Below are 19,058 nucleotides of genomic sequence, written 5' to 3'. Positions count from 1 at the left end.
ACCGTCATGGAACTGCACGACGTCTGGTTCGTACTGATCGCCGTCCTGTGGACCGGCTACTTCTTCCTGGAGGGCTTCGACTTCGGGGTGGGTGTCCTCACCCGGCTGCTCGCCCGGGACCGGGCCGAGAAGCGGGTGCTGATCAACACCATCGGCCCCGTCTGGGACGGCAACGAGGTGTGGCTGCTCACGGCCGGCGGCGCGACGTTCGCCGCCTTCCCCGAGTGGTACGCCACACTCTTCTCCGGCTTCTACCTGCCACTGCTGGCCATCCTGATCTGCCTGATCATCCGCGGTGTCGCCTTCGAGTACCGGGCGAAGCGGCCGGAGGAGAACTGGCAGCGCAACTGGGAAACGGCGATCTTCTGGACCTCACTGATCCCGGCGTTCCTGTGGGGAGTGGCCTTCGGGAACATCGTGCACGGCGTGAAGATCGACGCCGAGTTCGAGTACGTGGGTGACGTCTGGGACCTGCTCAACCCGTACGCCCTGCTGGGCGGCCTGGTCACGCTGACGCTGTTCACCTTCCACGGCACGGTGTTCACGGCCCTCAAGACGGTCGGTGAGATCCGGGAGCGGGCGCGGAAGCTGGCCCTGCGGGTGGGTCTGGTCACCGCTGTACTGGCGGCGGCCTTCCTGCTGTGGACGCAGGCCGACCGCGGTGACGGCAGCAGCCTGGTCGCGCTGGCCGTGGCGGTCGCCTCGTTGGTCGCCGCCCTGGTGGCGAACCAGGCAGGACGCGAAGGGCGGGCGTTCGCCCTGTCCGGCGTCACCATCGTGGCCGCCGTGGCGATGCTCTTCCTGACGTTGTTCCCGAACGTCATGCCGTCCACCCTGGACGCCGACTGGAGCCTGACCGTCACCAACGCCTCCTCCAGCCCCTACACCCTGAAGATCATGACCTGGCTCGCAGTGATCGCCACACCGGTGGTGCTGCTCTACCAGGGCTGGACGTACTGGGTGTTCCGCAAGCGGATCGGCACCCAGCACATCGCCGACCCCGTGCACTGAGGGTGTGTTTCACGTGAAACCGATCGACCCGCGCCTGCTTCGGTATGCCCGCGCCACCCGAGGCTTCCTGATGGCGGTCGTCGGCCTGGGCGCCGTCGGCGCGGTGCTGGTCATCGCCCAGGCCATGCTCATCGCCGAGATCGTGGTGGGCGCCTTCCAGGACGGGCTGTCCGTCGGTGCACTCGGCACCCCCCTGCTGCTGCTCACCGTGGTCGCGGCCGGCCGTGGGCTGGTCGGCTGGCTGACCGAGCTGGCCGCGCACCGGGCGAGCGCCGCGGTGAAGTCGGAGCTGCGGGGGCGGCTGCTGGAGCGGTCGACGGCGCTGGGGCCGGGGTGGCTGGACGGGCAGCGCACCGGATCGCTGGTCGCCCTGGCCACCCGTGGGGTCGACGCCCTCGACGGCTACTTCTCGCGCTACCTCCCCCAGCTGGGGCTCGCGGTGGTCGTCCCGGTGGCGGTGCTGGCACGGATCGTCACCGAGGAGTGGGTCTCGGCGGCGATCATCGTCGGCACCCTGCCGCTCATCCCGATCTTCATGGTGCTGATCGGCTGGGCCACCCAGTCCCGGATGGACCGTCAGTGGCTGGTGCTGTCCCGGCTGTCCGGCCACTTCCTGGACGTCGTCGCCGGACTGCCGACGCTGAAGGTCTTCGGACGGGCCAAGGCGCAGGCGGAGTCCATCCGCCGGATCACCGACGAATACCGGCGGGCGACCATGCGGACGCTGCGGATCGCCTTCGTCTCCTCCTTCGCGCTGGAACTGCTCGCCACGCTCTCGGTGGCGCTGGTCGCGGTGACGATCGGCATGCGGCTCGTGTACGGCGAGATGGACCTCTACACCGGTCTGCTCATCCTGATCCTGGCGCCCGAGGCCTATCTGCCGCTACGGCAGGTCGGCGCTCAGTACCACGCGGCCGCGGAGGGCCTCGGGGCGGCCGAGGAGATCTTCTCGGTGCTGGAGACACCCGTGCCCGCGTCGGGGACGGCAGCGGTGCCGACGGGCGCCCTCGCCTTCGAGGACGTGACGGTCCGCTATCCGGGCCGGTCCGCGGACGCGGTGACGGACGTGTCCCTCACCGTCGCCCCCGGGGAGACGGTCGCACTCGTCGGACCGAGCGGCGCGGGCAAGTCGACCCTGCTGAACGTGCTGCTCGGGTTCGTCCGGCCCACTGAGGGGCGGGTGCGGATCGGGGGAGCCGATCTCGGCGGACTCGACCTCGCCGAGTGGCACAGTCGCGTCGCCTGGGTGCCGCAGCGGCCGCATCTGTACGCCGGGACGATCACCGAGAACGTACGGCTGGCCCGGCCCGACGCCGACGACGACGCCGTGCGGCGTGCCCTGCGGGACGCCGGGGCGCTGGAGTTCGTGGACGCGCTGCCCGACGGCGCCCAGGCCGTGCTCGGTGAGGACGGAGCGGGACTGTCGGCCGGGCAGCGGCAGCGGCTCGCGCTGGCCCGGGCGTTCCTCGCGGACCGTCCCGTCCTGCTGCTCGACGAGCCGACGGCCGCGCTGGACGGTGCCACCGAGGCCGATGTCGTGGCGGCGGTACGGCGACTGGCCACCGGCCGGACGGTGCTGCTCGTGGTGCACCGGCCGGCGCTGCTGGCCGTGGCGGACCGGGTGGTGCGGCTCGCCGAACCGGCTCCCGCGGCCCCCGGGGAGCCCTCGCGCCGGGAGGGCCGCACCGCGACGGCCGCCGGAACGGGCCCCGTACCGGACAGCGGGCCCGCCGAGCACGAAGACGCAGGGCCGGCCCCGGGCGGTGTCCTCGCCCGCGTCCGTGCCCTGTCCGGCGCCCGGCGGGGGAGGATCACCCTCGCGCTGCTGCTCGGCACCCTCGCCCTGGGCAGCGCCGTCGGGCTCATGGCGACCTCCGGGTGGCTCATCTCCCGGGCCTCGCAGCAGCCGCCCGTGCTGTATCTGATGATGGCCGTGACGGCGACCCGCGCCTTCGGCATCGGCCGGGCCGTGTTCCGCTACGCCGAGCGGCTCGTGTCGCACGACGCCGTGCTGCGCATGCTGGCCGACACCCGGGTCGCGGTGTACCGGCGGCTGGAGCGGCTGGCGCCCGCGGGACTGCGCGGTACCCGCCGGGGCGACCTGCTCTCCCGGCTGGTCTCCGACGTGGACGCGCTCCAGGACTACTGGCTGCGCTGGCTGCTGCCGGCCGGTGCGGCCGTCGCCGTCTCCGCCCTGTCCGTCGGCTTCACCGCCTGGCTGCTGCCCGAGGCCGGGGCCGTGCTCGCGGCCGGGCTGCTCGCGGCGGGCGCCGGTGTGCCCCTGCTGACCGGTGCCGTGGCCCGGCGCGCGGAGCGCAGGCTGGCACCGGCGCGGGGCGTCCTCGCGACCCGGGTGACCGATCTGCTCACCGGCACCGCGGAGCTGACCGTCGCCGGTGCCCTGCCCACGCGGACCGCCGAGGCGCGCCGGGCCGACGGCACGCTCACCCGGATCGCCTCGCGCGCCGCCACCGCCACCGCGCTCGGTGACGGACTCTCCGCACTGATCTCCGGACTGACCGTCGCGGCCGCCGCCCTCGTCGGCGCCCGGGCCGTGGCCACCGGCCGACTGGACGGTGTGACCCTCGCCGTCGTCGTCCTCACCCCGCTGGCCGCGTTCGAGGCCGTCCTCGGGATGCCGCTCGCCGTGCAGTACCGGCAGCGGGTACGCCGCAGCGCCGAGCGCGTGTACGAGGTCCTGGACGCCCCGGTCCCCGTACGGGAGCCGGAGGCGCCCCGGCAGGCTCCCGCGTCGCCGTTCCCGCTCGTGGTCAAGGGGCTGGCCGCCCGGCACCCCGGGCAGGACCGGGACGCGCTCGCCGGGGTGGACCTGACGCTCGAACGGGGCCGCCGGATCGCGGTGGTCGGCCCGTCCGGCTCCGGGAAGACGACCCTCGCGCAAGCGCTGCTGCGGTTCCTGGACCCGGGCGCGGGCGCCTACACACTGGCCGGGGTGGACGCGTACTCCCTGGACGGCGACGACGTACGGCGGCTGGTCGGACTGTGCGCGCAGGACGCGCACCTCTTCAACAGCTCGGTACGGGAGAACCTGCTGCTCGCCAGGAAGGACGCGACCGAGGACGAGCTGCGCGACGCTCTCCGCCGGGTCCGGCTGCTGGAATGGGCCGACGGCCTGCCCGAAGGGCTCGACACGCTCGTCGGTGAGCACGGGGCACGGCTGTCCGGCGGGCAGCGGCAGCGGCTGGCGCTCGCCCGGGCGCTGCTCGCGGACTTCCCCGTGCTGGTGCTCGACGAACCCGCCGAACACCTCGACCTGCCGACCGCCGACGCGCTCACCGCCGACCTGCTGGCCGCCACCGAGGGCCGTACGACGCTGCTCATCACCCACCGGCTGGCCGGTCTGGAGGCGGTGGACGAGGTGGTCGTGCTGGACGAGGGACGGGTGGTGCAGAGCGGGCCGTACGCCGAACTGGCTTCCGTGGCCGGCCCGTTGCGGGCCATGGCGCGCCGGGAGGAGCAGGCCGGCCTCCTGGTGGCGGCACGCTAGCCCGGTGGACGCCTGACGCGTGACAAGACGTCAGGCGCAGAGGAACAGGCCGCTGTTCGGCGGTACCGCTGGTCCGTCCGGGGCGAGTGGTCCCCCATGTGTACGACGTGAACAGGACCGCGTGCCGGGGCGGGGTCCAGGATCGCAGTCATGCGCTTCACCCGCCGCCATCCGCTGCTCACCGCCGTGCTGTTGTGCGCGCTCGCCGTGCTCGCCGCCCGGCCCGCCGACGGAGACGGCTCCCACACCCCCGGCCACGGCTCCGCGCCCGGCGTCAGCGCGGAGGTGGCGCGGCTGTACGAGGAAGCGGCGGCGGCGACGGAGCAGTACGAGGCCGGCCGGCGTGAGGCCGAGAAGCAGCGGGCCGAGGGACAGCGGCTGGAGGAGCGGCTCGACCGGGAGCGGCAGGACATGGCCGGGCTGCACGAGGAGCTGGGCCGGATCGCGAGTTCCCAGTACCGGGACGGTGGCGGGCTGCCGCTCACCGCGCACATGCTGCTCGCCGACGACCCCGAAGAGCTGATGCGCGGTCAGCGGGCGGTGCGGCAGGCGGAGGTGTCGCTCGACAAGGCGATCGACAAGAGCGAACGGGCCGAGGCCCGGCTCGCCCGCGACGAGGCGAGGGCCGCGGCTGCGTGGAAGAGGCTGGAGCAGCGGAACACGGAACTCGCCGTCCTGCAGCAGGGCATCGAGCGGAAGCTCGAAGCGGCGCGGTGGAAGCTCCAGGGCCAGGCGGACGCCTCCGTCGCGGCCGGTGCCTGCCGCGGTGCGGTCCGCCTCGACCAGCCGGAGACGCGGTTCGCCACCCGCTGGGTGGCGCCGGTGGAGACGTACGAACTGTCCGCCTCCTACGGCAGCGGCGGCGCCCGGTGGGCGAACCGGCACACCGGGCAGGACCTCGCGGTGCCGATCGGCACGCCGGTGCGGGCCGTGGGCACCGGGAAGGTGGTGAAGGTGTCCTGCGGGGGAGCCTTCGGCATCGAGATCGTGCTCCAGCACGCGGACGGCTACTACACGCAGTACGCCCATCTCGCCGCCGTCGCCGTCGACCAGGGGGACCGGGTGCGGCCCGGGCAGTGGATCGGCCAGTCCGGCACCAGCGGCAACTCCACGGGTCCGCATCTGCACTTCGAGGTGCGGGTCACGCCGGAGATGGGATCGGCGGTGGACCCCGTGCCGTGGCTGGCACGGCACGGGGTGTCGCTCTGAGCGGCTACGGCCGCTCGTTCAGCAGCCGCTCGATCACCACGGCCACCCCGTCGTCGTTGTTGGCGACCGTGCGGCCCGAGGCGGCGGCGATCACGTCCGGGTGGGCGTTGCCCATCGCGTAGGAACGGCCGGCCCAGGTCAGCATCTCGACGTCGTTCGGCATGTCGCCGAAGGCGACGACCTCCTCGTGCGAGATGCCGCGCTCGGCGCAGCACAGGGCGAGTGTGCTGGCCTTGGACACGTCGGGACCGCTGATCTCCAGCAGGGCGCTGGGGCTGGAACGGGTGACGTTGGCACGGTCGCCGACGGCGAGCCGGGCCAGGGTCAGGAAGGCGTCGGGGTCGAGCTCGGGATGGTGGGCGAGGATCTTGAGCACCGGCTCGCCGGCGGTGTGGGAGTCCGGAGCCAGCAGGTCCTCGGCGGGGGCGAGCGAGTCCGGGACCTCCATGTGCAGCTTCGGGTACGCCGGCTCCTGGTTGAAGCCGAAGGTCTGCTCCACGGCGTACACCGTGCCCGGGGCGGCCTCGCGCAGCAGCCGTACGGCGTCCAGCGCGTTCTTCCGGGGCAGCTCGCGCACCTTCACGAAGCGGTGCGCTCCGGGGCCGCCGTGCAGGTCGACGACGGCCGCGCCGTTGCCGCAGATGGCGAGGCCGTGGCCGTGGACGTGGTCGCTGACGACGTCCATCCAGCGGGCCGGGCGGCCGGTGACGAAGAAGACCTCGACGCCCGCCTCCTCGGCGGCGGCGAGCGCGGCGACGGTGCGCGGGGACACCGACTTGTCGTCGCGCAGCAGGGTGCCGTCGAGGTCGGTGGCGATGAGCCGCGGTCGAGTGGTGGCTGCCTGGGGCTCGGGCTGTCGGGTGGCTGAGGTCACCCGGCCATTGTCCCGCATATGCCTGCACGGCCGTGCGGGACTCCGCACATCTGAGTGGTTACCGTCGTCACCAGCGGCCTTGCCCGCACCCCGGGACAGCCGGGGTCACCGCAACTGCGCCGGCGCCTCCATGGCGATCCGTTCGAAGACCTTCTGGTCCGCGGCGAAGTCCGAGCCGGGGATGGGCCAGTGGATCACGATCTCGGTGAATCCCAGCTCGGCGTGACGGCCCGCGAAATCGACGAAGGCGTCCAGGGACTCCAGCGGACGACCCCGGTCCGGGGTGAATCCGGTGAGCAGGATCTTCTCCAGCCCGGTCACGTCCCGGCCGAGCTCGGCGCAGGCGTCGGCCAGCTTCTCCGCCTGGCCGCGAATGGCCTGAACCGACTGTTCGGGCGTGCCGTCCTCGTACAGCCGGGGATCACCCGTGGTCACCCACGCCTGCCCGTGACGTGCCGCGAGCCGCAGCCCGCGCGGTCCTGTGGCCGCCACGGCGAACGGCAGCCGGGGCCGCTGCACACAGCCCGGGACGTTGCGCGCCTCGTGCGCCGCGTAGAAGTCGCCCTCGTACGACACCGAGTCCTCGGTGAGCAGCCGGTCGAGCAGGGGCACGAACTCGGCGAAGCGGTCGGCGCGCTCACGGGGTGTCCAGGGCTCCTGGCCGAGCGCCGTGGCGTCGAAGCCGGTGCCGCCCGCGCCGATCCCGAGCGTGACGCGTCCGCCGGAGATGTCGTCGAGGGAGATGAGCTCCTTGGCGAGGGTCACCGGGTGCCGGAAGTTCGGCGAGGTCACCAGCGTGCCCAGTCGCATCCGGTCGGTCACGGCCGCGGCGGCGGTCAGGGTGGGAACGGCGCCGAACCAGGGGCCGTCCCGGAAACCGCGCCAGGACAGATGGTCGTAGGTGTATCCCGTGTGGAAGCCGAGTTCCTCGGCACGCACCCACGCCGAACGGCTGCCCTCGTGCCAGCGGCGGTACGGGAGGATCACGGTGCTCAGGCGCAGAGTCATACCACCGAGCCTATGCGGTGAGCCCCGTGTTTCACGTGAAACGATCAGGCCGTCCGCGGTCCGCCTCAGTGGCTTGCGGGAAACCGCAGATACCGGCTCGGCACGGCTCGGGTCAGCCAGACACCGTTGGCGCTCACATGGAAGACATGGCCGTCGCGGTGCATGGCGGCCGCGTCCACGGACAGGACGACCGGGCGGCCCCGGCGGGCGCCGACGCGGGCCGCCGTCTCGCGGTCGGCGGAGAGGTGCACGTCGTGCCGGTTCATGGGCCGCAGCCCCTCGGTACGGATCGCCTCCAGGTTCCGGGCGACGGTGCCGTGGTACAGGTACGACGGCGGGGTGGCCGGTGCCAGTCCGAGGTCGACCTCGACGCTGTGGCCCTGACTGGCACGGATCCGCGTGCCCTCGACGGCGAAGCGCCGCTTGTCGTTGCCGGCGACGACGTGGTCCAGTTCCTCCCGGGTGATCCGGAAGCCGTGCGCGGACGCCGCGGCGATCAACGCGTCGATCTCGACCCAGCCGCCCTCGTCGAGCGTGAGCCCGATCCTCGCGGGCTGATGGCGCAGATGCTTGGCGAGGTACTTCGACACCTTCACGGTGCGTCTTTCATCCATCCGCTCAGATTGCCGGGAGAGACGCGCATCACGCGATCGATTTAGCTCCGGAGGTTTGATCCACAGCCAAGTGCGGTTATCCACAGGGGAATTGAGGTCCACTGTGGACAACCGGCCTCACATCGGTGGCCCTCACACCGGTGGTTTCACCCGCGCGATCCTCCGCAGTGCCCCCGGCATCCACCGCGACAGCGCATACGCCGTCCGCGCCTCCGGGGTGACCGGCACCACCGCCTCGTCACGCGCCACCGCCCGCAGGATCGCGGCGGCGACCTTCTCCGGCGGGTAGTTGCGCAACCCGTACAGGCGTGCCACCCGCTTCCGCAGCCGCCGTTCCTCCTCGGCGTCCACGCCCGCGAAGCGCGCGGTGGAGGTGATGGGGGTGTTCACGAACCCGGGGCACACCGCCGTCACGCCGATGTCCCGGTCCGCCAGCTCCGCCCGCAGGCACTCGCTCAGCATCAGCACCGCCGCCTTGGACGTGCTGTAGGCGGGCAGCGCCCTGGACGGCTGGAACGCCGCCGCCGAGGCGACGTTGACGATGTGACCGCCCTGCCCGCGCTCGGCCATCCGCCGCCCGAAGAGCCGGCAGCCGTGGATCACCCCCCACAGATTGACGTCGAGGACCTTCTTCCAGTCCTCCGGGGTGGTGTCGAAGAAGGAGCCGCCCAGCCCGATGCCCGCGTTGTTCACCAGGACGTCCACCACGCCGTACTCGGTGGTGACCCGCTCGGCGAGCTTCTCCATCGCCTGCTCGTCGGACACGTCCACCGTCTCCGCCCAGGCCGCCGCCGCTCCGTGGCCACGGGCCTCCCCGGCGGTACGGACCGCGGCCTCCGCGTCCAGGTCGACCGCCAGCACGCGCGCGCCCGCCTCCGCGAACGCGAGCGCGGTCGCCCGCCCGATGCCGCTGCCCGCCCCCGTGACCAGGACCAGCTGTCCGCCGAAGCGGTCGGCGTAGCGGCCCGGAGCCGTGACTTCCGCGCGGCCGGCCTCCACCGACGTCACGAAGCCGGAGATCCATGCCGCCAGCTGGTCCGGGCGGCTGCGCGGCACCCAGTGCTTCGCCGGCAGCGTCCGCCGGGTCAGCCGTGGAGCCCACAACTCCAGATCCTCGTAGAGCCGCTCCGAGAGGAACACGTCGTCCAGGGGCGTGATGAGCTGCACGGGCGCGTGCGCGTAGGCGTCCGCACGCGGGCTGCGCAGCCGGGCCCGCACGTTGTCCCGGTAGAGCCAGGCCCCGTGTGCCGCGTCCGACGGCAGGGACGGGGTCGGGTAGCCGTTGCCGGGTACCTTCTCGAGGCGCTCGAGGATCCGCGGCCAGGCTCTGCCGAGCGGCCCGCGCCAGGCCAGTTCCGGCAGCACGGGCGTGTGCAGCAGGTAGATGTACCAGGACTTGGCGCCCTGGCCCAGCAACTGACCGACCCGGCGCGGGGTGGGCCGCCTCAGACGGCGGTCGATCCAGTGCCCGAAGTGGTCGAGCGACGGCCCCGACATCGACGTGAAGGAAGCGATCCGCCCCGCGGTGCGCCCGACCGTGACGAACTCCCAGGACTGCACCGAACCCCAGTCGTGCCCCACCAGATGCACCGGCCGGTCCGGGCTGACCGCGTCGGCGACGGCCAGGAAGTCGTCGGTCAGCTTCTCCAGGGTGAATCCGCCACGCAGCGGACGCGGCGCCGTGGACCGGCCGTGGCCCCGGACGTCGTACGCCACGACGTGGAACCGCTCGGCGAGCCGGGGCGCGACCTCGGACCACACCTCCTTGCTGTCCGGGTAGCCGTGCACCAGGACGACCGTCGGCCGCCCTCTCTCACCCAGCTCCGCCACGCACAGCTCGACCCCGCCCGTACGCACCCGGCGCTCCCGCGCCCCCGCCCACACCGTCCCCGACAAGCCGTCACCCCCTGCGGTCATGACTGCGCTACGTGTCCGTAACGTGACAGGAGTGAATCTCGCAGTCGGCCGCGGCCCCGTCAATAGCGGGCCTCCAGGCTGTGGATAACTCCCCGGAAGGAGATCCCCCTACGGGCCCGTACGACTCCAGACGGACACCAAGACGGCTCTTCGGTCTGACGACCGCAGTGGTACGGGTCACTACCGTCGAGGACGTGACTGTGATCGCGACCGAAAGCCTGAGCAAGCGGTTCCCCCGGGTGACCGCTCTTGACCGGCTCTCCGTGGACGTCGGGCCCGGTGTGACCGGACTCGTCGGAGCCAATGGAGCCGGCAAGTCCACACTGATCAAGATCCTGCTGGGTCTGTCCCCCGCCACCGAGGGCCGCGCCGAAGTGCTCGGACTCGATGTCGCCACCGAGGGCGCCGCCATCCGCGAACGGGTCGGCTACATGCCGGAGCACGACTGCCTGCCGCCGGACGTCTCGGCCACCGAGTTCGTCGTCCACATGGCGCGCATGTCCGGCCTGCCGCCCACCGCCGCGCGGGAACGCACCGCGGACACCCTGCGCCACGTCGGCCTGTACGAGGAGCGCTACCGCCCCATCGGCGGCTACTCCACCGGCATGAAGCAGCGAGTGAAGCTCGCACAGGCCCTCGTGCACGACCCCCGGCTGGTCTTCCTCGACGAGCCCACCAACGGCCTGGACCCGGTCGGCCGTGACGAGATGCTCGGCCTGATCCGACGCATCCACACCGACTTCGGCATCTCGGTCCTGGTCACCTCCCACCTGCTGGGTGAACTGGAGCGCACCTGCGACCACGTCGTGGTCGTCGACGGCGGCAAGCTGCTGCGCTCCAGTTCCACCACGGACTTCACCCAGACCACCACCACCCTCGCGATCGAGGTCACCGACACCGACGAGCACCCGGACGGCACCCACGCGGTGCGCGACGCGCTCCACGCGCGAGGGGTGGCCGTCGAGGACGGCAGCGGACTGCCGGGCGCCGGACACATCCTGCTGCTCACCGCACAGGGCGAGGACACCTACGACCTGGTCCGGGACGTCATCGCGGACCTCGGACTCGGCCTGGTGCGCATGGAACAGCGCCGGCACCACATCTCCGAGGTCTTCACCAGCAGCGAAGAGAACAGCGACGAGCAGCGGAAGGAGGCGGTCGGCCATGGCAACTGAGCAGTCCATGCAGACACCAGCCACTGCACCGGGTGACACCCGTATCCACAACATCGGCTACCGCTCCTACGACGGCCCCCGCCTCGGCCGTTCCTACGCCACGCTCTCGCTGTACTCGCAGTCCCTGCGCGGCGCCTACGGCCTCGGCCGCTCGGTGAAGTCCAAGGTGCTGCCGATGCTGCTGTTCGTGGTGATGTGCGTGCCCGCCGCCATCATGGTGGCCGTCGCCGTCGCCACCAAGGCCAACGACCTGCCGGTCGACTACACGCGCTACGCGATCGTCATGCAGGCCGTCATCAGCCTGTACGTCGCCTCGCAGGCACCCCAGTCCGTCTCGCGCGACCTGCGCTTCAAAACCGTACCGCTGTACTTCTCGCGGCCCATCGAGACCGCCGACTACGTACGCGCCAAGTTCGCCGCACTGGCGTCGGCCCTGTTCATCCTCACCGCCGCTCCCCTGCTGGTGCTGTACATCGGCGCGCTGCTGGCCAAGCTCGACTTCACCGACCAGACCAAGGGGTTCGCGCAGGGACTCGTCTCCGTGGCACTGCTCTCGCTGCTCTTCGCCGGCATCGGCCTGGTCATCGCGTCGGCCACCCCGCGCCGCGGCTTCGGCATCGCGGCCGTCATCGCCGTACTGACCATCTCCTACGGCGCGGTCTCCACCCTCCAGGCGATCGCGGAGGTCCAGAACAGCGGCGACTCCATCGCCTGGATCGGCCTGTTCTCGCCGATCACCCTCATCGACGGCGTGCAGTCCGCCTTCCTGGGCGCGACCTCCGCCTTCCCGGGCGGCGTGGGACCGGGCAACACCGCGGGCGTCGTCTACGTCCTGTTCACCCTCGGTCTGATCGCCGCGAGCTACGGCCTCCTGGTGCGCCGCTACAAGAAGGTGGGACTGTGACCACGCTCAGCATCGACCACGTCTCCCGCTGGTTCGGCAACGTGGTCGCCGTCAACGACATCACCATGACCATCGGCCCCGGCGTCACCGGCCTGCTCGGCCCCAACGGTGCCGGGAAGTCCACTCTCATCAACATGATGGGCGGCTTCCTCGCCCCCTCCACCGGCACCGTCACCCTCGACGGACAGCAGGTGTGGCGCAACGAGACCATCTACCGGCACATCGGCGTCGTCCCCGAGCGCGAGGCGATGTACGACTTCCTCACCGGCCGCGAATTCGTCCTCGCCAACGCCGAACTCCACGGCCTGGGCGCCAAGGCCGCCCAGCGGGCGCTGGCCACGGTCGAGATGGAGTACGCGCAGGACCGCAAGATCGCCACGTACTCCAAGGGCATGCGGCAGCGCGTGAAGATGGCGTCCGCGCTGGTCCACCAGCCGTCACTGCTCCTGCTCGACGAGCCCTTCAACGGCATGGACCCGCGTCAGCGCATGCAGCTGATGGACCTGCTGCGGCGGATGGGCGACGAGGGCCGCACCGTGCTGTTCTCCTCCCACATCCTCGAAGAGGTCGAGCAACTCGCCTGGCACATCGAGGTCGTCGTCGCCGGCCGGCACGCGGCCAGCGGTGACTTCCGCAGGATCCGCCGCCTGATGACGGACCGACCGCACCGCTACCTGGTGCGCTCCAGCGACGACCGCGTCCTCGCGGCCGCGCTGATCGCCGACCCGTCGACGTCCGGCATCGAGGTCGACCACGCCGAGGGCGCCCTGCGCATCCAGGCCGTCGACTTCGGCCGCTTCACGGCCCTGCTGCCGAGGGTCGCGAAGGAGCACGGCATCCGCCTGCTCACGGTCTCGCCGTCCGACGAGTCCCTCGAGTCCGTCTTCTCGTACCTCGTCGCGGCGTAGGAGGCCCTGATGTACGACCCCACAGTCGCCCGGCTCACCTACCGGGCCCTGCTCGGCCGTCGCCGGGCCCTCATCCTGGGCGCCCTGCCCCTGCTGCTGATCGCGATCTCCCTGGCGGTGCGCGCCCTCGCCGGCGCCGACGACCAGACCGCGGCCGACGTCCTCGGCGGGCTCGCGCTCGCCACCATGGTGCCGATCATCGGTGTCATCGCCGGCACCGGAGCCATCGGTCCCGAGATCGACGACGGCTCGGTGGTGTACCTGCTGTCCAAGCCGATCAAGCGGCCCACGATCATCTACACCAAGCTGATCGTCGCGATCGCCGTCACCATGGTGTTCTCGGCGGTGCCGACCCTGATCGCGGGCTTCGTCCTGAACGGCAACGGCCAGCAGGTCGCCGTCGCCTACACCGTGGCCGCGCTGGTCGCCTCCATCGCGTACGCCGCGCTCTTCCTGCTGCTCGGCACGGTCTCGCGGCACGCGGTGGTGTTCGGGCTGGTCTACGCCCTGGTCTGGGAGGCGCTGTTCGGCTCCCTGGTGCCCGGCGCGCGCACGCTGAGCGTCCAGCAGTGGGCGCTGGCGGTGGCGCAGAAGGTCTCCGGGGGCGACCTGGTCACCTCGGACGTGAGTCTGACGACCGCGACGGTGCTGCTGGCCGCGGTCACCGTGCTGGCCACCTGGTACGCCGGACAGAAGCTGCGCTCGCTGACGCTGGCCGGCGAGGAGTGAGACGCCCGCCGGGCGGCGGGTCGGGTGGTACCGCCTGCCGGTTTTATTCGGTGGCGCCCGACTCGTCCGGCGGGCACAGTGATGGTGTCCACGACACCGGGACGGGGCAGCCCGCGGCGGACTCCGGAGCAATCCCCACTGCTCCGTCGAGTCCGTCCTTACGGGGAGCTGCCCGGGGCGGCCGCTTCGAGCACGCGCACTTCTGTCGCGTGGGCCGCCCCTCCCGGGGGCACATCCCGGGCCCTTGAGGCACCGGGGGAGGCACGCCTGCCCGCAGTCACGGCAAGAGGCGTTCCAGGACCAGCGCGATGCCGTCCTCCTCGTTGGAGGTCGTCACCTCGTCGGCCACCGTCTTCAGGTCCTCGTGGGCGTTGGCCATGGCTACGCTGTGGGCGGACCAGGCGAACATCGGGATGTCGTTGGGCATGTCGCCGAAGGCGATCGTCTCCGCGGCCTTCACGCCCAGCCGGCGCGCCGCCAGTGACAGCCCCGTGGCCTTGGACAGGCCGAGCGGGAGCAGTTCGACGATGCCCTCGCCCGCCATGGTGACGGTGACGAACCCGCCCGCCGCGCGGGTGGCCGCGTCGGCGAGCTCGTCCGAGGTCAGGGTCGGGTGCTGGATGTACAGCTTGTTCAGAGGCGCCGTCCACAGGTCCGACGCGTCCGTGAACGGGATCGCGGGCAGCCCGCCCACGACCTCGTAACCGGGACCGACCAGCACCTCGCCGTCCAGACCGTCGCGGCTCGCCGCCAGGTGCAGCGGGCCGACCTCCGCCTCGATCTTGGCCAGCGCCACTCCGGCCAGCTGCCGGTCCAGGGTCACCGACGTCAGCAGGCGGTGCGCCCCGGCGTCGTACACCTGGGCCCCCTGACCGCAGACGGCGAGACCCTCGTAGCCGAGGTCGTCGAGTATGGGGCGGGTCCAGGGCACCGCGCGGCCGGTGACGACGATGTGCGCGGCGCCCGCCGCGGTGGCCGCGGCGAGCGCGTCACGGGTGCGGCGGGAGACCGAGTGGTCGTCCCGCAGCAGCGTGCCGTCGAGGTCGGTGGCGATGAGCCGGTACGGGAAGGTCGCGGGGGTGGTGCTCACTTGGTGACCGGCTCCAGGAGTTCCCGGCCGCCCAGGTACGGACGCAGCACCTCCGGCACGCGCACGGAGCCGTCGGCCTGCTGGTGGTTCTCCAGGATCGCCACGATCGTGCGCGGTACGGCGCACAGTGTGCCGTTGAGCGTGGCCAGCGGGCGCACCTTCTTGTCCTCACGGACGCGGATCGACAGCCGGCGCGACTGGAACTCGGTGCAGTCCGAGGTCGAGGTCAGCTCGCGGTACTTGCCCTGGGTCGGGATCCACGCCTCGCAGTCGTACTTACGCGCGGCCGAGGAGCCCAGGTCGCCCGAGGCGACGTCGATCACGCGGAACGGAAGCTCCAGCGAGGTCAGCCACTGCTTCTCCCACTCCAGCAGCCGCTGGTGCTCCGCCTGGGAGTCCTCCGGGGCGACGTACGAGAACATCTCGACCTTGTCGAACTGGTGCACGCGGAAGATGCCCCGGGTGTCCTTGCCGTGCGAGCCGGCCTCGCGGCGGAAGCAGGGCGAGAATCCCGCGTACCGCAGCGGCAGCCGGTCGGCGTCGATGATCTCGTCCATGTGGTACGCGGCCAGCGCCACCTCGGACGTGCCGACCAGGTAGAGGTCGTCCTTGTCCAGGTGGTAGACGTCCTGGGCGGCCTGGCCGAGGAAGCCGGTGCCGGCCATCGACTGGGGGCGCACCAGCGCGGGGGTCAGCATCGGCGTGAGGCCGGCGGCCGTGGCCTGGGCCATCGCGGCGTTCACCAGGGCGAGCTCGAGCAGTGCGCCGACGCCGGTCAGGAAGTAGAAGCGGGAGCCCGAGACCTTGGCGCCGCGCTCGACGTCGATGGCACCGAGGAGCTGGCCGAGCTCCAGGTGGTCCTTGGGCGCGAAGCCCTCGGCGTCGAAGTCACGGATGCCGCCGTGCGTCTCCAGCGTGACGAAGTCCTCCTCGCCGCCGACGGGCACGTCGGGGTGGACGAGGTTGCTCAGCTTGAGCAGCAGGTCCTGTGTCTCGCTCGCCGCGGCGTCGCGGTCGGCGTCGGCCGCCTTGACGTCGGCGGCGAGTTGGCCGGCCCGCTTCAGCAGCTCGGCCTTCTCGTCGCCGGCCGCCTTGGGGATGAGCTTGCCGAGCGACTTCTGCTCGGCGCGCAGCTCGTCGAAGCGGACGCCGGACGACCTGCGCCGCTCGTCGGCAGACAGGAGGGCGTCGACGAGCGCGACGTCCTCTCCACGGGCGCGCTGCGAAGCACGCACACGGTCGGGGTCCTCACGAAGCAGGCGAAGGTCAATCACGCGGTCCAGGCTACCGGTGCGGGGTGACGCCTCACGACTCACTATTGCGGTGCGGCGGTACACGGTCCGTTATGAGGGAATTGCGCAAAATGTTCCGCAAGGTCAATGAAAGGGGCACTCCCCCTGGAACGGGTCAGTTCGCGGGCTGCCGGTTGACAGGGATTCCTTGCGCGGCTGGGGACTTGGCTTCGGTTGTCCACAGGCGTCCCCGTTCTCGGAAAGTTATCCACAGGTTGTGGGGAAGATCTGTGGACTTCGGAATTGGCCACTCCGAAACGCCTGATCAAAGCCGAGGATTCCCAGGACAAACCGCCTTCCTCCCCACTTTTGAGTGGAAAGGGATCACCTCAAAGGGTTGACCGAAGGAAAAGGGTGGACGAAGGGGATGTGCGGGACGATGAACGGGATCATGCTCCGCAGGGCGATTTATCGACCGAATGCGGCTTCGGTGTCGACTTGTCCCCAGATAGAGAAGCGGACCTGTGGATAACTCCTGTGGACAACGAAAATCAGCAGGTAGGACCGGGAACCGTCCTCCCCGGCCCTGTCAGAACCGCCCGTCCTGGCACCGCGCGACCCAGTCCGCCGCTCCCACGAACTCCTCGTCCGACGTCCCGGGGAACGGTGGAAGCACCTCCCCGGGACGTACGTCCGCACGCGGGTACGAACCGAGGAAGCGCACCTGTAGACAGATCCGCTTGAGCCCCGTCAGCGCCTCGGCCATCCGCCGGTCCGAGATGTGGCCCTCGGCGTCGATGCAGAAGCAGTAGTTGCCGATCCCGGCACCGGTCGGCCGGGACTGGAGCAGCATCAGGTTGATGCCGCGGGTGGCGAACTCGCCCAGCAGGTCGCGCAGGCCGCCGGGATGGTCGTCGCGCTGCCACAGCACGACGGACGTCTTGTCGGCGCCCGTGGGCGCGGCGGGCCGGGCGGGGCGGCCCACCAGCACGAACCGGGTCTGGGCGTTCTCCGCGTCGTGGATCTCCGTCTCCAGGGCCTCCAGGCCGTACCGGGCGGCGGCGAACTCACCGGCGAAGGCGGCGTCGTACCGGCCCTCCTGGACAAGTCGCGCGCCGTCCGCGTTGGAGGCGGCCGACTCCCAGACGACGTCCGGGAGATGCGTCTTGAGCCAGTTGCGCACCTGCGGCTGGGCGGCCGGGTGGGCGGTGACCGTCTTGATGTCCGACAGTTTGGTGCCCGGACGGACGAGCAGCGCGAAGGTGATCGACAGCAGCACCTCGCGGTAGATCATCAGCGGGGTGCCCGCGACCAGTTCGTCGAGGGTGGTGGTGATACCGCCCTCGACGGAGTTCTCGATGGGGACGAACGCGGCCTCGGCCTCGCCGACGCGCACCGCGTCGAGCGCGGACTGCACGGACACGTACGGGATCAGCTCACGGGTGGCCGCCTCGGGAAGCGTGCGCAGGGCGACTTCGGTGAAGGTGCCCTCTGGGCCGAGATACGCATAGCTCGCTGGCATGACCTCACCCTAATGGGCCCCGGCCGGCGGCAGCCCGGCAAGAGCTCTCAGGGGTGACTCGGGACGGTTCTCATCCCTCCAGCAGCCGCTGCCCCACATACTCTCCCTCCGCCGCGCCGCCCGGCACAGCGAACAGCCCGCTCGCCTCGTGGCGGACGAACGGCGTCAGGGCGTCGCCCCGGTCGAGCTTGCGCTGCACCGGCACGAAGCCGCGCAGCGGATCGGCCTGCCAGCAGATGAACAGCAGCCCCGCGTCCGGCACCCCGTCCGCGTCGATGCCGTCGTGGTACGAGAACGGGCGGCGGAGCATGGCGGCGCCGCCGTTCTGGTCGGGTCGGGTGATCCTGGCGTGGGCGTTGATCGGGACGACCAGGTTGCCCCGGGAATCCGTCTTCTCCAGGTCCATCTCGGACGTCTCGGTGCCCCCGGACAGCGGCGCCCCGTCGGACTTGCGGCGCCCGATGACGCTCTCCTGGTCCTTGACCGGCAGCTTCTCCCAGTCGTCGAGCAGCATGCGGATACGGCGTACGACGACGTAGGAGCCGTTCGCCATCCAGGCGGGCTCACCCTCCTCGGGGACGAAGATCCGCTCGTCGAAGTCGGACTCGGCGGGCTTGGGGTTGCGGGTGCCGTCGACCTGGCCCATCAGGTTGCGGGCGGTCATGGGGCGGGCGGTGGCGCCGGGTGAGCGGTTGAAGCCGTTCGTCTGCCAGCGCACCTTGGCCGCCGAGCCCGCGTCCTTCTGGACGGCGCGCAGGGCGTGGAAGGCCACGAGGGCGTCGTCGGCGCCGATCTGCACCCACAGGTCGCCGTTGCTGCGGGCCTTGTCGAGGTGGTCGGAGGAGAAGTCGGGCAGCGGGTCCAGGGCGACCGGGCGCTGTTTCTCCAGGCCGGTGCGCCCGAAGAAGCTGTGGCCGAAGCCGAAGGTGAGGGTCAGTGAGGAGGGGCCGGCGTCGCGGGCCACGCCGGTGTCGTCCTGCGCGCTGGGCTCGCCCGCCATCAGCCGGCGGGCGGTGTCCGACCAGCGGCGCAGCAGTGCGGCGGCCTCCTTGCGTCCGGCCCCGGGGGCGAGGTCGAAGGCGATGAGATGGCCGCGGGCCTGGAGCGGCTGGGTGATGCCGGGCTGATGTTTCACGTGAAACCCGACCCGGCTGTCGCCCACCGACGTCAGCGGGGTGGCTCCGGCGGGTGCCGACGCGTATCCCACGGCCCCGCCCGCTGCTCCGAGTGCGAGCCCGGCGGCACCGGCCGTGCCGAGCAGCCGGCGTCGGGAGAGGCCGTTCCCGGTGGTCCGGTCCCCGGGCTCCTCCTGGGGCGCCTCGGGGGTCCGGACCTGCGGAATGGACTGGTCAGCCAT

General features: G+C 71.5%; 15 protein-coding genes. 7 read left to right on the top strand and 8 right to left on the bottom strand.

Features of this window, described 5'->3' with window-relative positions; translation table 11 throughout:
* Window positions 1–6 precede the first annotated feature (6 nt).
* From cydB to ACH4VX_RS17605, 3 genes are all read left to right on the top strand, one after another.
* On the top strand, window positions 7–1,011 hold the full coding sequence (cydB, locus tag ACH4VX_RS17615) for a cytochrome d ubiquinol oxidase subunit II (RefSeq protein WP_398368287.1): 1,005 nt from the start codon (window positions 7–9) through the stop codon (window positions 1,009–1,011).
* A 13-nt stretch (window positions 1,012–1,024) separates the two neighbouring features.
* The gene (gene cydD, locus ACH4VX_RS17610; RefSeq protein WP_398368286.1) at window positions 1,025–4,519 is read left to right on the top strand and encodes a thiol reductant ABC exporter subunit CydD; all 3,495 of its coding nucleotides are present in this window, start codon (window positions 1,025–1,027) and stop codon (window positions 4,517–4,519) included.
* Between the two features lie 150 nt (window positions 4,520–4,669).
* A complete protein-coding gene (locus tag ACH4VX_RS17605; protein ID WP_398368285.1) occupies window positions 4,670–5,728 on the top strand; it encodes a peptidoglycan DD-metalloendopeptidase family protein in 1,059 nt (352 codons plus the stop codon).
* Between the two features lie 4 nt (window positions 5,729–5,732).
* Here ACH4VX_RS17605 and ACH4VX_RS17600 read toward each other — a convergent pair whose 3' ends face one another.
* The 4 genes from ACH4VX_RS17600 to ACH4VX_RS17585 all read right to left on the bottom strand — a co-directional run bounded on the left by ACH4VX_RS17600 (window position 5,733) and on the right by ACH4VX_RS17585 (window position 10,141).
* Window positions 5,733–6,620: an HAD hydrolase family protein gene (locus ACH4VX_RS17600; protein WP_398368284.1), complete on the bottom strand. Its 888-nt coding sequence runs from the start codon at window positions 6,618–6,620 to the stop codon at window positions 5,733–5,735.
* A gap of 87 nt (window positions 6,621–6,707) precedes the next feature.
* Window positions 6,708–7,610, bottom strand: a complete 903-nt coding sequence (locus ACH4VX_RS17595) for an LLM class flavin-dependent oxidoreductase (RefSeq protein WP_398368283.1) — start codon at window positions 7,608–7,610, stop codon at window positions 6,708–6,710.
* Window positions 7,611–7,675: 65 nt separating this feature from the next.
* Entirely contained in the window at window positions 7,676–8,224 is a 549-nt protein-coding gene (locus ACH4VX_RS17590; protein WP_398368282.1) for an RNA 2'-phosphotransferase, read from the bottom strand.
* Between the two features lie 132 nt (window positions 8,225–8,356).
* Window positions 8,357–10,141, bottom strand: a complete 1,785-nt coding sequence (locus tag ACH4VX_RS17585; RefSeq protein ID WP_398368281.1) for an SDR family oxidoreductase — start codon at window positions 10,139–10,141, stop codon at window positions 8,357–8,359.
* A gap of 200 nt (window positions 10,142–10,341) precedes the next feature.
* Between ACH4VX_RS17585 and ACH4VX_RS17580 the strand changes: the two genes are divergently transcribed.
* Genes ACH4VX_RS17580 through ACH4VX_RS17565 form a run of 4 tightly spaced genes read left to right on the top strand, consistent with a single transcriptional unit; the run spans window position 10,342 to window position 13,857 of the window.
* Window positions 10,342–11,316: an ABC transporter ATP-binding protein gene (locus ACH4VX_RS17580; RefSeq protein ID WP_398368426.1), complete on the top strand. Its 975-nt coding sequence runs from the start codon at window positions 10,342–10,344 to the stop codon at window positions 11,314–11,316.
* A complete protein-coding gene (locus ACH4VX_RS17575; protein WP_398368280.1) occupies window positions 11,306–12,220 on the top strand; it encodes an ABC transporter permease in 915 nt (304 codons plus the stop codon). Before ACH4VX_RS17580 ends, ACH4VX_RS17575 begins: the two co-directional genes overlap by 11 nt.
* Window positions 12,217–13,128 carry an ABC transporter ATP-binding protein gene (locus ACH4VX_RS17570; protein WP_398368279.1) on the top strand — a complete coding sequence of 304 codons (912 nt, stop codon included), beginning with the start codon at window positions 12,217–12,219 and terminating at the stop codon, window positions 13,126–13,128. The genes ACH4VX_RS17575 and ACH4VX_RS17570 overlap by 4 nt, the downstream gene beginning before the upstream one ends.
* A 9-nt stretch (window positions 13,129–13,137) precedes the next feature.
* Window positions 13,138–13,857: an ABC transporter permease subunit gene (locus ACH4VX_RS17565; RefSeq protein WP_398368278.1), complete on the top strand. Its 720-nt coding sequence runs from the start codon at window positions 13,138–13,140 to the stop codon at window positions 13,855–13,857.
* Between the two features lie 277 nt (window positions 13,858–14,134).
* Here the strand turns inward: ACH4VX_RS17565 and ACH4VX_RS17560 are convergent, their stop codons facing one another.
* The 4 genes from ACH4VX_RS17560 to efeB form a co-directional block, all read right to left on the bottom strand.
* Complete coding sequence (locus ACH4VX_RS17560) at window positions 14,135–14,947, bottom strand: HAD family hydrolase (RefSeq protein ID WP_398368277.1); 813 nt, start codon at window positions 14,945–14,947, stop codon at window positions 14,135–14,137.
* On the bottom strand, window positions 14,944–16,221 hold the full coding sequence (serS, locus tag ACH4VX_RS17555; RefSeq protein ID WP_398368276.1) for a serine--tRNA ligase: 1,278 nt from the start codon (window positions 16,219–16,221) through the stop codon (window positions 14,944–14,946). Before serS ends, ACH4VX_RS17560 begins: the two co-directional genes overlap by 4 nt.
* A gap of 547 nt (window positions 16,222–16,768) precedes the next feature.
* The gene (gene pheA / locus ACH4VX_RS17550) at window positions 16,769–17,701 is read right to left on the bottom strand and encodes a prephenate dehydratase (RefSeq protein WP_398368275.1); all 933 of its coding nucleotides are present in this window, start codon (window positions 17,699–17,701) and stop codon (window positions 16,769–16,771) included.
* Window positions 17,702–17,771: 70 nt separating this feature from the next.
* Complete coding sequence (efeB, locus tag ACH4VX_RS17545) at window positions 17,772–19,058, bottom strand: iron uptake transporter deferrochelatase/peroxidase subunit (protein ID WP_398368274.1); 1,287 nt, start codon at window positions 19,056–19,058, stop codon at window positions 17,772–17,774.

Origin of the sequence: Streptomyces sp. NPDC020731 (genome assembly GCF_044334705.1) — a bacterium.
In the GTDB taxonomy this organism is placed as follows: Bacteria; Actinomycetota; Actinomycetes; order Streptomycetales; family Streptomycetaceae; genus Streptomyces.
This window is presented reverse-complemented; position numbering and strand designations above follow the sequence as displayed.